General features: G+C 70.9%; 10 protein-coding genes. 7 read left to right on the top strand and 3 right to left on the bottom strand.

Features of this window, described 5'->3' with window-relative positions; all coding sequences use genetic code 11:
- On the bottom strand, positions 1–726 hold a 726-nt coding region (locus tag ACOADB_RS14480; RefSeq protein WP_378599853.1), incomplete at its 3' end, for an ABC transporter substrate-binding protein.
- A gap of 178 nt (positions 727–904) precedes the next feature.
- Between ACOADB_RS14480 and ACOADB_RS14475 the strand changes: the two genes are divergently transcribed.
- Entirely contained in the window at positions 905–1,492 is a 588-nt protein-coding gene (locus ACOADB_RS14475) for a GNAT family N-acetyltransferase (protein WP_378599850.1), read from the top strand.
- Position 1,493: 1 nt separating this feature from the next.
- Here ACOADB_RS14475 and ACOADB_RS14470 read toward each other — a convergent pair whose 3' ends face one another.
- Positions 1,494–1,919: a hotdog fold thioesterase gene (locus tag ACOADB_RS14470; RefSeq protein ID WP_378599848.1), complete on the bottom strand. Its 426-nt coding sequence runs from the start codon at positions 1,917–1,919 to the stop codon at positions 1,494–1,496.
- A 64-nt stretch (positions 1,920–1,983) separates the two neighbouring features.
- Between ACOADB_RS14470 and polA the strand changes: the two genes are divergently transcribed.
- Complete coding sequence (gene polA, locus ACOADB_RS14465; RefSeq protein WP_378599845.1) at positions 1,984–4,680, top strand: DNA polymerase I; 2,697 nt, start codon at positions 1,984–1,986, stop codon at positions 4,678–4,680.
- Here the strand turns inward: polA and ACOADB_RS14460 are convergent.
- Positions 4,677–5,930 (bottom strand): lipopolysaccharide biosynthesis protein, encoded by a 1,254-nt coding sequence (locus ACOADB_RS14460; RefSeq protein ID WP_378599842.1) that lies wholly within the window; start codon positions 5,928–5,930, stop codon positions 4,677–4,679. The genes polA and ACOADB_RS14460 overlap by 4 nt on opposite strands.
- Positions 5,931–6,016: 86 nt before the next feature.
- On the opposite strand from ACOADB_RS14460, the gene ACOADB_RS14455 reads away from it, so the two are divergent.
- The 5 genes from ACOADB_RS14455 to ACOADB_RS14435 all read left to right on the top strand — a co-directional run.
- Positions 6,017–10,075 carry an alpha-(1->3)-arabinofuranosyltransferase domain-containing protein gene (locus tag ACOADB_RS14455; RefSeq protein WP_378599840.1) on the top strand — a complete coding sequence of 1,353 codons (4,059 nt, stop codon included), beginning with the start codon at positions 6,017–6,019 and terminating at the stop codon, positions 10,073–10,075.
- Entirely contained in the window at positions 10,072–11,850 is a 1,779-nt protein-coding gene (locus tag ACOADB_RS14450; RefSeq protein ID WP_378599837.1) for a hypothetical protein, read from the top strand. Before ACOADB_RS14455 ends, ACOADB_RS14450 begins: the two co-directional genes overlap by 4 nt.
- A gap of 7 nt (positions 11,851–11,857) precedes the next feature.
- A complete protein-coding gene (locus ACOADB_RS14445; RefSeq protein WP_378599835.1) occupies positions 11,858–13,546 on the top strand; it encodes a hypothetical protein in 1,689 nt (562 codons plus the stop codon).
- A 51-nt stretch (positions 13,547–13,597) separates the two neighbouring features.
- On the top strand, positions 13,598–13,729 hold the full coding sequence (locus ACOADB_RS14440; protein WP_272902622.1) for a hypothetical protein: 132 nt from the start codon (positions 13,598–13,600) through the stop codon (positions 13,727–13,729).
- A gap of 95 nt (positions 13,730–13,824) precedes the next feature.
- The coding region (locus tag ACOADB_RS14435) for a glycosyltransferase (RefSeq protein WP_378599954.1) at positions 13,825–13,992 on the top strand (168 nt) is incomplete at its 3' end.

The raw sequence follows: 13,992 nt of genomic DNA, 5'->3' as shown, positions 1-13,992 counted from the left end.
CAGGGCCTCGTTGATGTCCTCGACGAGCTGGGTGTTGCCCTTCTTGATGGCGAAGCCGTAGTTCTCGTCGGTCTCGAAGGTCTCGACGACCTCGTACTTGCCGTCCTTGGCGTGGTCGAGGTTGACGGGCAGGTCCTGCAGCAGCGCCTTGACCTGGCCGGCCTTGATCGCCTGGAACATCTCGGCGTCGCTCGGGAAGGTCACGACCTTCGCGCCCTTGGCGTTCTCCTCGGTGTAGGTCTTGCCGGTCGTGCCCTGCTGGACGCCGACCTTGACGCCGTCGAGGTCGCCGATGCCCTTGATGTCGCTGCCGGCCGGGACCAGGAGCGACTGCTTCGAGACGTAGTAGCCGTCGGTGAAGTCGAGGTTCTTCTTGCGGTCGTCGGTGATGGTCATCGCCGATGCCGCCAGGTCACAGGTGCCGGCGTTGAGCGCCTGCCCGCTCTGGAGGGCGTCGAAGCCGGAGTCCTTGATGGACAGCTCGAGGTCGAGGCGGTCGGCGACCTCGTCCACGATGTCCACGTCGAAGCCCTTGAAGCCGCTGTCGCTGGAGGTGTCGAAGTCCTCGAAGGGCGGGTAGGGGACATCCGAGCACACCGTGAGCGTGCCGGCCTTGACCACGTCGGCGCCGGAATCGGTCTTGCCGCTGTCGTCCGAGCCGCACGCGCCGAGCGCGAGGGCGGCAAGGGTCGTCAGGGCCAGGGCAGGAAGTCGTGACTTGTGCATGGCCGCACTGTAGGACTTTACTTCCGCTGGCGCACTGCCCTGAGGGTCCCGAAACGTGGTTGTTCCACGATCGTGACCATCGGCCTGTTCGCCGCAATCCCGGGGGCGTACTCTTGGCCACCGGACCGCACGTCGCAGGGCGGTTCCCGTCTTGGGGTGAGGAAGGCAGGAGCCACAGGTGAGCCGATATTCGCTGACGACGCGCAGCGCGACCCCCCAGGACGCGGCGGCGCTTGCCGAGCTGTGGAGCGATGTCGTGCGTCGGGCCGACCGGTCCGAACAGGTCGCCGATGTCGAGCTGATCATCAAGAACTGTCTGGTGTCACCCGAGCACCGCGTCGTGGTCGTCGAGTACGAGGGGCAGCTCGCGGGCGCCGTACACCTGCGGATGACGACGCTGACGCCGCTGAACCTGGAGCCGTGCGTCCAGGCGATCCAGCCGCGGGTGGTCGAGAAGTTCAGCGGACACGGCGTCGGTCACACGTTGATGGAGGCAGCGACCGCGTTCGCGGAGGAGAACGGCATCCTGCACGTCGTCGCCGCGATCCCGCACGCTTCGCGCGACGACAACCGGTTCATGGCGCGGCTCGGTCTCGCGCCGGCCGCGATGTACCGGATCGCTCCTGCCGCGGTCCTGCGTGCGCGGTTGTCGCCCCAGCGCGTCCAGCCCGGTGTCGACGGGCGCAGCAAGGTCCTGGCCGCGCGACGCTCCATGCGTCGCTCCCGGGCCGAGCGGCTTGCCGTCGCCGGGACCGACCAGCCCTGACTCAGTTCTTCGGACCGGGGTCGCGGTCCAGCACGGCGCAGGTGATGCGCGAGGTGCACACCCGGCGACCGTCCTCGTCGGTGATGACGATCTCGAAGCTCGACATGCTGCGTCCGACGTGCAGCGGCGTGGCGACTCCGGTCACCACGCCCTGGCGCGCGGAGCGGTGGTGGGTGGCGTTGATGTCGGTCCCGACGGCGAACCGGTCCGGGCCGGCGTTCAGCGCGGCCGCCACGGACCCGAGGGTCTCGGCGAGGACGACCGAGGCGCCGCCGTGCAGGAGGCCGTAGGGCTGGGTGTTGCCCTCGACGGGCATCGTCCCGACCACCCGATCGGGGCTGACCTCGACGAGCTCGACACCCATGCGGAGGTTCAGTGCACCCATGTTGTCGCGCATCAACTGGGCAAGGTCCTGGTCGTTCGTCATGGTCCGACCCTAGCGACGGTGACCGAGGCCTGCCCCTGTCGGTCGGCCTCGGTAGAGTCGCCGGGTGCCAGAGACCAGTCTTCAGCGTCGTCCGCGCCTGCTCCTCCTCGACGGCCACTCGCTGGCCTATCGCGCGTTCTTCGCGCTGCCGGTGGAGAACTTCTCGACCGCCACCGGACAGCACACGAATGCCGTCTACGGATTCACCTCGATGCTGGTCAACGTCCTGCGCGACGAGCAGCCCACGCACGTGGCCGTCGCGTTCGACGTCTCGCGCCAGACCTTCCGGCTCGAGGAGTACTCCGAGTACAAGGCCAAGCGCAACAAGACGCCCGACGAGTTCCGCAGCCAGCTCTCGCTCATCGAGCAGATGCTGGCGACGTTCTCGATCCCGTTCCTCAAGCTCGACGGGTTCGAGGCCGACGACCTGATCGCCACGCTGGTCACCCAGACGCTGGCCGACAGTGACCTCGAGGTCCTGATCCTGACCGGAGACCGCGACTCGCTGCAGCTGGTCACCGACCGGTCGACGGTGCTCTACCCGATGCGCGGCGTGTCCGACCTGGCCCGGATGACCCCGGCCGCCGTCGAGGCGAAGTACGGCGTCCCTCCGCACCGCTACCCCGAGCTGGCCGCCATCGTCGGCGAGGTCTCCGACAACCTGCCCGGTGTGCCCGGTGTCGGTGCCGGCTTCGCAGCGAAGTGGATCAACACCTACGACGGCCTCGACAACGTGATCGCCGAGGCCGACAAGATCCCGGGCAAGAAGGGCGAGGCGTTCCGCGAGCACCTCGGCGACGTCATCCGCAACCGCCGGCTCAACGCGCTGGTGCGGGACCTGGACCTCGGCGTCACGACGGATGACCTCGTCCGCAAGGAGTGGGACCGCACCGCGGCCCTCGCGCTCCTCGACGAGCTGGAGTTCCGCGGGGAGCTGCGGACCCGGATCCTCGACGTGGTCGCGCCCGCCGAGGACGTGGTCGTCGAGCCCGGCATCGAGCTCGACGGCGAGACCCTGGCGCCCGATGCGGTCGCGAGCTGGTTCGACGCCGTGGGTGGCGAGACGGTCGGCGTCGCAGTGCGCGGCACGTGGGGCAGCGGCACGGGTCGCGCCGACGGCATCGGCCTGGCGCTCGGCGACGGCCGGGCGGCGTACCTCGACGTCGAGGCGCTCACCCCGGCCGACGACGCAGCGGTCGCGGCATGGCTCTCCGACGCGACTCGACCGAAGGTGCTCCACGATGCGAAGGGCCAGGGCCTGGCGCTCGCGGCCCAGGGCTGGCAGCTCGCCGGCGTGGCCGAGGACACCGCGCTGGCGGCGTACCTCGTCGCGCCCGACCAGCGTTCCTACGACCTCGCCGACCTCACCCTGCGCTACCTCCACCGCGAGCTCGAGCAGAGCACCGACGTCGACCAGGGCGTCCTCTTCGAGGAGGAGTCCGGCCAGGGTGGTGTCGCCCGCAGCGCGATGGTCCACGCCCGCGCGGCGCTCGACCTGTCGGTCGAGCTTGCCGACGAGGTGGAGCGTGCCGGGGGAGAGCGGCTGCTCACCGACGTCGAGCTGCCGCTGGTCGCGGTGCTCGCCGCGATGGAGCAGACCGGCATCGCCGTCGACATCGAGCAGCTCGAGGGGCTGGAGCAGTACTTCGCCGAGGAGGTGCGCAAGGAGGCCGAGGCTGCCTACGAGGTGATCGGCCGCGAGATGAACCTCGGCTCGCCCAAGCAGCTGCAGGAGGTGTTGTTCGACCAGCTGGCCATGCCGAAGACCAAGCGCACCAAGACCGGCTACACCACCGACGCCGATGCCCTGCAGAAGCTCGCGGTGACCAACCCGCACCCGTTCCTCGACCACCTGCTGCGGCACCGCGAGGTGATCCGGCTCCGCCAGACGATCGAGGGCCTGCTCAAGACCGTCCAGCCCGATGGCCGGATCCACACGACGTTCCACCAGACGATCGCAGCCACCGGCCGGCTGTCGAGCACCGAGCCGAACCTGCAGAACATCCCGGTCCGCACCGAGGAGGGCCGCCGGATCCGTGAGGGCTTCGTCGTGGGCAGCGGCTACGAATGCCTGCTGACGGCGGACTACAGCCAGATCGAGATGCGGATCATGGCGCACCTCTCCGAGGACGCCCTGCTCATCGAGGCGTTCCGGTCCGGTCACGACTTCCACGCCGCGACGGCGTCCCGGGTCTTCGAGGTCGCGCCCGAGGACGTCACGCCCGAGATGCGGGCCAAGATCAAGGCGATGAACTACGGCCTCGCCTACGGCCTGTCCGCCTTCGGGCTCTCGCAGCAGCTGGGGATCGAGCCCGGCGAGGCGCGCGGCCTGATGGACGACTACTTCGAGACCTTCGGTGGCATCCGTGACTACCTCGGCGGCGTGGTCGACGAGGCCCGGCGGACCGGCTTCACCGAGACCATCATGGGTCGTCGCCGGTTCCTGCCCGACCTGACCAGCGACAACCGGATGCGCCGCGAGTCGGCCGAGCGGATGGCGCTCAACGCGCCGATCCAGGGCTCGGCCGCTGACCTGATCAAGGTGGCGATGCTGCGCACGCAACAGGCCATCGCGGACGCCGGGCTGAAGTCACGGATGCTGCTCCAGGTCCACGACGAGCTCGTGTTCGAGGTCGCCGCGGGCGAGCGCGAGGCGCTGGACGCGCTGGTCCGTGCGCAGATGGCCGGTGCGGCCGACCTCACGGTCCCGCTCGACGTCTCCGTCGGCACGGGCCGTTCCTGGCACGAAGCCGCGCACTAGGCGACCTGCTGGGTCTCCCGCCGGTGCCGGAACATCTGGAGCACCGCGAGCAGGGCGACGACTGAACCGTCGACGACCGCGACCGTCACCGCCAGTGCGGTGACGCTGTCCGCGGTCGCACCGACGCCGATGAGCGCCACGACGCCCGCGGCGATGAGGTACTTCGTCGCGCGGCCGCGCTTGGCGAGGCCGGCGTAGACCAGCAGCTGGAGCACCGACAGCAGTCCACCGAGGACGGCGAACAGCCACAGCCTGTCCTGCACGGCGGCGTAGTCGTCGCCGCCGATGAAGACCAGGGCCAGGCTGGAGAGCAGGTACGTCGCCGCGGCGCCTGCCGCGCCCAGGCCGGTCAGGAACGCCAGCCCCTTGAGCACCGCGCTGCGGCTCTCGTGCTCGGTCGACATCGACGGGAACAGGATCACCACGGCGAACTGGGGCAGGAACAGCACGGCCTTGGTCACGATCAGGCCGCCGGCGTACAACCCGGCGTCGTGCTCGTCCAGCATGCTGCGGGCGACGACGACATCCAGGTTGGACAGGGCGACGAAGGCAAGGAGCGCGACCGAGCTGCCGAGCGTCTCGCGGAGCACGTCGCGGCGGACGTGGGTGTCGTGGTGGTCGATCTGGTCGTCGGCGCGCGGGTGCTTCAGCGCCCAGGTGCCGACGGCGACCGGCAACCACGAGGCCACGAGCACGCCCAGCATCGCGCTGGTCTCCGTGGGGGACACGAGCATGAAGGCGCCGCCGAACAGGACCCGGGGCACGCCGACGGAGAGGTAGACCATGCTCAGCGGGAGCCAGCGCCGTTCGCCCTGGAGCACGCCCGCCTGCCCACCCATCACCGTCACGGGGATCACGCAGAGGCCGAGCAGGATCGCGGGCCACAGGCCGTCGAGACGCAGCAGCTGCCACACCGCGGGGGAGGCAGCCACCGCCAGGACGCCAAGGACACCGGCGGCGCGCCACGTCGTGAGGAGCACGGTGTGCTCGATCGCGCCGACGTCGTCGGGCTCCGCGGAGATCCGCCGGGCCGCGGTGGCCTGGAGGCCGAGCTGGACCACCGAGAGCACCATGAGCAGCGCCATCATGCTCGCCACGGCGCCGTACTGGCTGGGGCCGAGCATGCGCGCCGCCACCATCTGGAAGGCGTAGGTGCCGACGTTCATCACGGCCATCGCGATGGCGATGCCCGCGGTGCTGCGCAGCAGCCGGACCAGTCGAGAGCCCGAGACCTCGGCGGTTGTCGTCACATGAGCAGATTAGGGCGTGGCCTGCCCTTGCCGCGGAACCGGACCCCCTCCCCGCATACAGTGACTTCCGCCACGGAGGAGGTGGGATGAGGGAGAGGCCGGAGCAGTCGGTCAGGGGAGCCGCGGTGGTGAGCGTGCTCTACGCCGTCATCACCATCTTCATGCTGCTGCAGCAGCCCGGGTCGACGACCTACGACACCCGCGCCGAGCTGACCCAGCGCCCGGGCGACTTCCTGTCCGGTGCCTTCACGTTGTGGCACCCCGAATCGAACTTCGGTGAGTTCCAGAACCAGGCCTACGGCTACCTCTTCCCGCAGGGCACGTGGTTCGTGCTCACCGACGTGCTCGGCATGCCGGACTGGATCAGCCAGCGCCTGTGGTCTGCGCTGATCCTGATCATTGCCTGCGAGGGCGCTCGCCGGGTCGCCCGCGCGATCGGGATGGGGGACCTTCCGGCACTGCTCGCCGGCGCCGTGTTCGCCTTCTCCCCACGCCTGCTCGGCACCGTCTCCGTCCAGACCGCCGAGTCGCTCCCCGGTGCGGTGATGCCGTGGCTCGTGCTCCCGGTCGTCCTGCACCTGCGCGGTCGACTCGGGCCCTGGCCCACGGCGTTGCTCAGCGGCGCCGCGATCGTCTGCATGGGCGGCGTGAACGCGGTCGAGACCGCCGCCTGCCTCCCGCTCGCCGTGATCCTGGTCCTGTGGGGCGCGCGCCATGGCCTGACCGACCGGCGCTTCGTCGTGGGGTGGTTCGCGTCGGTCGGCGCCGCGTGCCTCTGGTGGGCGCTGCCGTTGCTGGTGCTGGCCCGCTACACCCCGCCGTTCTACGAGTACGTCGAGAGCGCTGGCGACACGACGTCGCTCATCGGATGGTCGGAGGCCGCGCGCGGCGATTCGTCGTGGCTCGGATACCTGCTGTCCGGCGACCAGCCGTGGTGGCCGGCGATGTACCAGTTGACCAACGAGCCGGTGCTGATCGTCGTGGCGGCGGTCGTGGCCGGCATCGGGCTCGCGGGCCTCACCCAGGTGCCGGGCGACATCAAGCGTCCGTTGATGTTCGCCGCCGTCCTCGGGCTCGCCTGCATCACGGTCGCCCACGGAGGTGTCGCGGGCGCACCTTCGGCGGACGTCGTGCGGAACCTGCTGGACGGCGCCCTGCAGATCTTCCGCAACGTCCACAAGATCGATCCGCTCGTCCGCCTCCCGCTCGCGCTGGGCTTCGGGTGCGCGGTGGTGTGGGCCGTCGAGCGCCTCGTGGCCTGGCGTCCCCGCGTGGCACCAGGTCGCGACCTGCTGTTCCTTTCCCCGTTGCTGCTCGTGCTGGTGCTCGGCCAGCCGTACCTCGCCAACGACGCCCGCACGCCCGGCTGGGACACCATCGCGGCGCCGTGGCAGGAGGCGCGGGACTACCTCGAGGCGGCGGATGCCGCGGACGGACCCGGCCCCGGGAGTCGCGCACTCGTCGTCCCCGGATCGAGTTTCGCCCTGCAGGACTGGGGATGGACGATCGACGAGCCCCTGGTGATCCTGGGCGGGACCAGCACCGTGACCCGGAGCCAGATCCCGCTCATCCCCGGGGAGTCGATCCGCTATCTCTCTGCGCTCGACCAGATGATCGCCACCGGCCGGGCGACCGAGGCCCTGGTCGACCAGCTCGCGCGCGTCGACATCCGGTACGTCGTACTGCGCCGCGATCTGCTGCGGAACAACACCCGTTCGCCGCACCCCGGCGGTACCGCGGTCTCGCTCGCGCGGGCCGGCCTCGAGCGGGTGGCCGGGTTCGGCACTGCCGACAGCGGTGAGTCGGCCGTCGAGATCTTCGAGGTACCGCGACGCCTCTCGGCGGTGCGGGTGGCTGCGCTGGACGATGTCGCGACGGTCCGGGGAGCACCCGAGAGCGTGCTGGGGCTGCAGTCAGCAGGTCTCGTCGACGCGCAGCGCCCGACGGTGCTCGAGGGCGAACCCGGGTGGAAGGCCCTCGCCGACGTGGTCACCGACAGCAACCAGCGCCGCGAGCGCGCGTTCGGGAACAACGACGAGGGCATCTCGGCCCTGATGACACAGGACGAACCGTGGCGCCTGGACCGCGCGACCCACGACTTCCCGGCCGGCCCCGGACGCGACCAGGTGGTGGCGAAGTACCACGGCCTCACCTCGGTCACCGCCTCGACAGCGCAGGGCTACGCCGACAACTACGGCCCGGTGACCCTCCAGTCCGCGCCGTACGCCGCCATCGACGGCAACCTCGACACCCAGTGGGTCAGCTCGATCGTCGGGGCGGCCGACGAGCAGTGGCTCCGGCTGCGGTTCGACGGTGAGCGAGCGATCCGCGAGGTCACCGTGACGCCCGTCGCCGACGACCCCCAGGTCGTCCCGATCCGCACCATCGAGGTCGTGGCCGGCGACCAGCGCGTGCGTGCGAAGGTCTCGCCGAGCGGTGCCCCCGTCGTCGTCGAGCTCGACGGCAGCACGGTCGACGGCCTCGAGATCCGGGTCGTCGAAGCGGCGACCGATGCGCGCTCGGCACGTGTCGGACTGCGCGAGGTCTCCGTCAGCGGTCTCGTGCCCCGTCGTACGGCGGTGCTGCCGGGCGTCGTGCCGCGCGGTGCGCCGGTGCAGTTCTCGGTGACGCCGGGTCGGCGCGCCTGCAACATCGCCCTCGCCGCGCCGGACTGCGAGGTGGCGCGGGTGCGCACGGCCGAGGAGCAGGGTGGGCTCGACCGGACCTTCGCCACCGACGGCGACCAGCAGGTGCGGTTGTCCGGTCACGTCGTGGCCCGCGGTACGCCGGAGGCCGCTCGCCTGCTGGACCCGATCGAGCGGCAGTTGTCGGTCACCGCAACGTCCTCCTACGGCCAGGACCCCAAGGTTGCGGGGCGCTTCGCCTACGACGGGCAACCCACCACGGCCTGGGTGTCCGACAACACCGACCTCTATCCGACGCTCGTGTTCGAGTGGCCCGAACCCCGCACGATCACGGCACTCACGGTGCGTTCGGGTGGTGCCAACGAGGCTCCGGTGGCCGCGGTCGTCGGCGTCGGGGACGGCGAGCAACGGGTGCCGCTGACCAACGACGTGGCCGTCGCGATCGAACCGGTGCGGACCCGCACCCTGCGCGTGCGTTTCGAGAAGGCCCCCGGTGCCGCGCACGTCGTCGTACCCGAGATCGAGCTGAGTGGAGCCGACGTCACCCGGCCCTTCTTCGCAGAGACACCGACCGGAGCGGTGTGTGGCTTCGGTCCGCCGCTGCGCATCGACGGACGGGCCATTCCCACGAGGGTGACCGGCACGATGGCGGACGTCGTCAACGGCAGCCCGCTCTCCTTCGAGGCCTGCGACGTCGACGACGTGGGCGGCGATTCCCCTGCGCTGGCGCTGAACGGCGGTGACCACCACGTGGTGGCGACGCCCAACGCGGAGTTCGAGCTGCTGGACCTCGCGGTGGTGCCGACGCAGGCCGATGGTGGGTCGGTCAGCGCCCGCACGGTGCGCATCGAGCAGTGGGGGAGCAGTCGACGCACCCTGTCCGTTGCCGGCGGCCCCGCCTCGCTGCTCCACCTCCCGGAGAACTTCAATCCGGGCTGGCGCGCAGAGGTCGACGGGAAGGCGCTGACGGCGGTGCGGGTCGACGGCTGGCAACAGGGCTGGGTGCTGCCTGCCGGGGAGGAGACCTCCGTGCAGCTGCGGTACACCCCCGAGCGGACGTACGACGTCGTGCTGCCGGTCGGCCTCGCCGTGAGCGGACTGGTGCTGCTCGCCGGGTTCGCCAGCCTGCTCCTGCTGCTGTCCGGTCGCCGTGGCCGGGCCGTCGTGGACGAACCGCGCCCCTGGCCGGTCACCGGCCAGCCGGGTCGCACCTGGGTGGTCGGGGCGCTGGTCGTGACGCTGCTGTTCCTCGGGCCGTTCGCCGCGCTCGGCCTCGTCGCAGGCAGCCTCCTGCCGCGCCGACGAATGCTGTCGGCGGTCGTCGGTGCAGCGGCGCTGCTCCTGGCGTCGGGTGCACTCGACGCACTGAACGGCGGTGGCTTCGTTGCCGGCACGGCCGACATCTGCGCAGCGCTGGCCGTGGGCGTCCTGGCCGGCGTCGTGCTCGGCACGCCCGTGCACCGACCGGCCGAGGGACGACGCAGGGCGGTGACCCCATGACCGGTCGCTGGGCTGCGTGGCGCGGCGGCCAGGGCCTGGCCGCGCTCGGGGTCATCGCCGTGACCCTCGTGGTGCGCGCCATCCTGCTGTCCGGGTCGTACTTCAACCAGGACGACTTCTACATGACGGGGCGCGCCGCCGAGTCCGACCTGACCTGGGAGTACCTCTTCCGGGACTTCGCCGGTCACGTCAACCCGCTGCAGCAGCTGACGTTGTGGCTGGTGGCCCACGGGACGCCGTACGACTGGCCGGTGCTGGCGATCGGGATCCTGGTCGTCAACATCACCGCTGTCGTCGTCATGTGGCTGATCCTCAGCCGGTTGCTGCCCGGACGCTGGTCGCGGGTGGTGCTGCTCGCCATGTTCGCGTGGGCGCCGTTGACGCTGGTCTCGACGCTGTGGTGGAGCGCGTCGATGTTCCTGTGGCCGCACGTCCTGTGCTCGCTCGTCGCCGTGTGGTTGCTGATCCGGTGGAAGCAGGGTGGGCGCGCGTTGCCGCACCTCGCCGGGATCGTCGTGATCACCCTGGTCGGGCTGCTCTGGCACGAGCGGGCGGTGCTGATCCCGCCGCTCCTCCTCGGTGTCGCGGTCGCTCTCGCCGACGAGGCCCGGGGATGGCGCCGCGTGGTCGCGGCCCTGCGCCAGTTCCTGTGGCTGTGGGTCGGTGTGGCGGTCGTCGGCATCGCCTTCCTGGTCGTGCACAGCCAGCTGACCTCGGTCGAGGGCGGTGGCGGCACCCCGTCGCAGCTGCTCGGTGTCTCGTGGTCATTCCTGGGCCAGAACGCGGCGGTCGGACTGACCGGCGGACCGTGGGCGGGGCGGATCGAGGGCGGCGCCGTACGACCCGACACGTGGGTCGTGGTCGTGAGCCTCACGCTGGTCGCGCTGGTCGTGGCGGCATTGCTGTGGCGCGGTGGCCCGGCTCGCCGCTGGGCGATCGCCGTGCTCGTCGGCTACCTCGTCGCCGACACGGCGTTGCTGCTGTCCGGCCGTGCGGCCTTCGGCCCGGTCATCGGCCTCGATCCCCGCTACTCCTCCGACATCCTGCACGCGGCGGTCCTCTGCACGGCCCTCGCGCTGCGCGGCGGCCCGGACTGGCTGGGCCTGGACCTGTTCGCCCGGCCACGGGCGCGCGCGATGGCCGTCGGTGCCCTGGTGGGCGGGTACGGCGTCGCCTGCTGCTTCGGTACGGCGCTGCAGGTGCCGCACTTCCAGAACAAGGCCGACCGTGAGTTCGTGGCCAACCTTCGCGCCGATCTCGCGATGGACCCCACCCAGGTGATCTTCGACGAGCTGGCGCCGGCCGAGCTGGTCCTGCCGCTGGTCGGCGACGACTCGCGCTACTCCCACATCTTCGGACCGTTGCCCGAGAACCCGGCCTTCGACGAGCCGACGCCGCGGATGCGGGTCGTCGACGAGGACGGCCACCTGAAGCCGCTCGTCTTCGACGGGGTGGTGTCGGCACGGCCCGGCCCCGCCCGCGACTGTGGCTACGAGGTCGGTGGCGACACGGTTGCCGTGCCGTTCCAGCTGCCCGTCGAGGGACGGCTGGCGGTCCGCCTCTCGTACTACTCGGCGAACGAGTCGACGGTCCGGGTCGCGGCGGGGGACTGGCAGGAGTCGTTCCTCGCGCGCCGCGGGCCGAACGAGGTGTGGCTGGTCCTGCCGGACCTCCCGGGTCTGGTCAGCGAGGTCGACCTCAGCAACGACGGGCGTGCGACCGTGTGCGTGACCGGCGTCGACGTCGGGCTGCCCGTCGCGGTGGCGAAGCGATGACCGGCCGATGACCGAGCGCCGCCGCGACCTCGCCTGCGTCCTCGCCGTCACGCTCCTGGTGCTCGGCCCGCTGCTGGCAGGTCGCGGCTTCTGGCTCGTCGGGGACATGGTGTTCGTGCCGCAGCAGCCCTGGAAGGCGGCCTGGCTCGGCATGGACGGAGCCCTGCCGCGGGCGGTGCCGATGGACGCCCTGGTCTCGCTGGTCACGCAGGTCGTGCCGGGCGACTTCGTGCAGAAGGCCTTGCTGGTGGGGGGATTCCTCGCTGGTGGCCTCGGTGTCGCGCGGTTGGTGGGGGAGCAGGCGTGGTTCGCCCGAGCGGCCGCGATCATGTTGTTCTGCTGGAACCCGTGGGTCTACGAACGCCTGCTGATCGGCCAGTGGGCGATCCTGCTCGGGTACTTCCTGCTGCCGTGGGTCGCGCTCGCCGCGGTGCGCCTGCGCCGTGGGGAGCCGGGGGACTGGGCACCCGCCGCCGTGGCGCTCGTCCTGTCGGCGATCTGCAGTCCCTCCAGCGGCGCGATGGCCGCAGGGGTGCTGCTCGCGCTGGGGCTCGATCGCAACTGGCGCGGATGGTGGCGCCCGGTCGGCATCGCTATGGTGGCCAACCTGACGTGGGCGGTTCCGGCGCTGACCGCCGAGTCCGCGCGCGTGACCACCGACGGCGTCTTCGCCGCCTTCGCGGCGCGCGCCGAGTCGGGCGCCGGTGTCGTGGCGAGCGTGTTCTCGCTCGGTGGCATCTGGAAGACCTCGATCCTGCCGGGCGAGCGGACCAGCGCGCTGCTGGTGCTGCTCGCCTGCCTGCTCTCGGTGGCGGCCCTCGCCGGACTGTGGCGGACGGGCACCGACCGCTCGCGCTGGGCGCTGATTGGCGCCGTGTCCCTCGCCGTCACCCTGGCCCCGGTGACATCGGTGGGTGCCGACGTCATGGAGTCTCTCGGGGCGCGGCTCCCGGGGCTCGCCCTGCTGCGCGACTCCCACCGCTATCTCGCGCCGTTCGGCCTGGTTCTCGCGGTGGGCGTGGCGTACGCCGTCACGGCCCTCCGCACGCGGATCAGGCCCGGTACACAGGCGCTGTGGAGCGCGGTCGCCCTGCTCGTGGTGGCGCCGCTGCTGTTGCTGCCGAGCCTGGCGTGGGGCGCCGCGGGGGAGCTGGAACGGTCGTCGTACCCCGAGGCGTGGACGGAGGTGGCGGCGTTGATCGACTCCGACGAGGCCACCGTGGTGCTGCCGTGGGCCGGTTCCTACCGCGGGTTCGACTGGAACCACCGTCGCGCCGTGCTCGACCCGGCCCCGCGGATCCTGCCGGGGCAGGTCCTGGTCGACGACACCGTGCGGCTCGAGGGTCGCGAGGTGCCGGCCGAGGATCCGCGCGTCCGTGCGGTCGACGATGCCCTGGCGCAGGACGATCCGGCCGCCGCGCTGAGGGACCTCGGAGTGCGCTGGGTCCTGGTCGAGAAGGGGATGGTCGACGTCGTCCCACCCGCCGGAAGGACCGTGTACGACGCCTCGGGCCTGGAACTGATCGACGTGTCAGACCAGGGACAGGTCGCCGTGGAGTCCCGTTCCGCATGGCCCGAAATGACTAGGCAGCGGGAGATCCTCGTGACGATCGGTCACTTGTTGGCGTTTCTTTTGCTTTTCGTTGGGGCGGCCGTGATACTTCGTGGAGGGAGTAACGGGCATCACACATCATGATCGTCATGGGGAGTGGGTGCTCTGTGCCGGCCTTTGGGAGGGGGCCTGCGCATGAACACGATTATCGCAACTGTCGTCGGAGCACTGGCTTCGACCGTCGTCCTCGTCGGTGGCGTCAACGCCGCCCAGGGTGAGCACAAGCCTGTCAGCAACGAGAAGCTCTACAGCTACTCGGACCAGTAGGTCGTCGGCTGCGCCCTGCCCCTCAGGGGTGGCGCAGCTCATTTCACACGTTCTCTGGGAAGGGGACGTATGAGCAGACGGCTTGGGAGGGTCAGATGCTGCAGATCGTCATTCCGGCGTACAACGAGGAACGCCGCTTGCCGCGCACCCTGCGCGAGTTGCGTCGCCACGTCGGCGCGCATCGCGGAGTGCTCGGTCGCGTCGAGGTCCTCGTCGTCGACAACGCGAGCACCGACCGCACGGCGGAGGTCGCCCGCGAGGCC

The organism is Nocardioides sp. CPCC 206348, from assembly GCF_048654705.1.
In the GTDB taxonomy this organism is placed as follows: Bacteria; Actinomycetota; Actinomycetes; order Propionibacteriales; family Nocardioidaceae; genus Nocardioides.
Note: the sequence above shows the minus strand (reverse complement) of the source record. Positions and strands in the feature narration are given on the sequence as shown.

Bases quoted from the DNA above. Each gene is read 5' to 3' on its own strand.
- ACOADB_RS14470 (WP_378599848.1), bottom strand. From the start codon at position 1,919: ATGACGAACGACCAGGACCTTGCCCAGTTGATGCGCGACAACATGGGT.
- ACOADB_RS14455 (WP_378599840.1), top strand. From the start codon at position 6,017: ATGAGGGAGAGGCCGGAGCAGTCGGTCAGGGGAGCCGCGGTGGTGAGC.
- ACOADB_RS14450 (WP_378599837.1), top strand. From the start codon at position 10,072: ATGACCGGTCGCTGGGCTGCGTGGCGCGGCGGCCAGGGCCTGGCCGCG.
- ACOADB_RS14445 (WP_378599835.1), top strand. From the start codon at position 11,858: ATGACCGAGCGCCGCCGCGACCTCGCCTGCGTCCTCGCCGTCACGCTC.
- ACOADB_RS14440 (WP_272902622.1), top strand. From the start codon at position 13,598: ATGAACACGATTATCGCAACTGTCGTCGGAGCACTGGCTTCGACCGTC.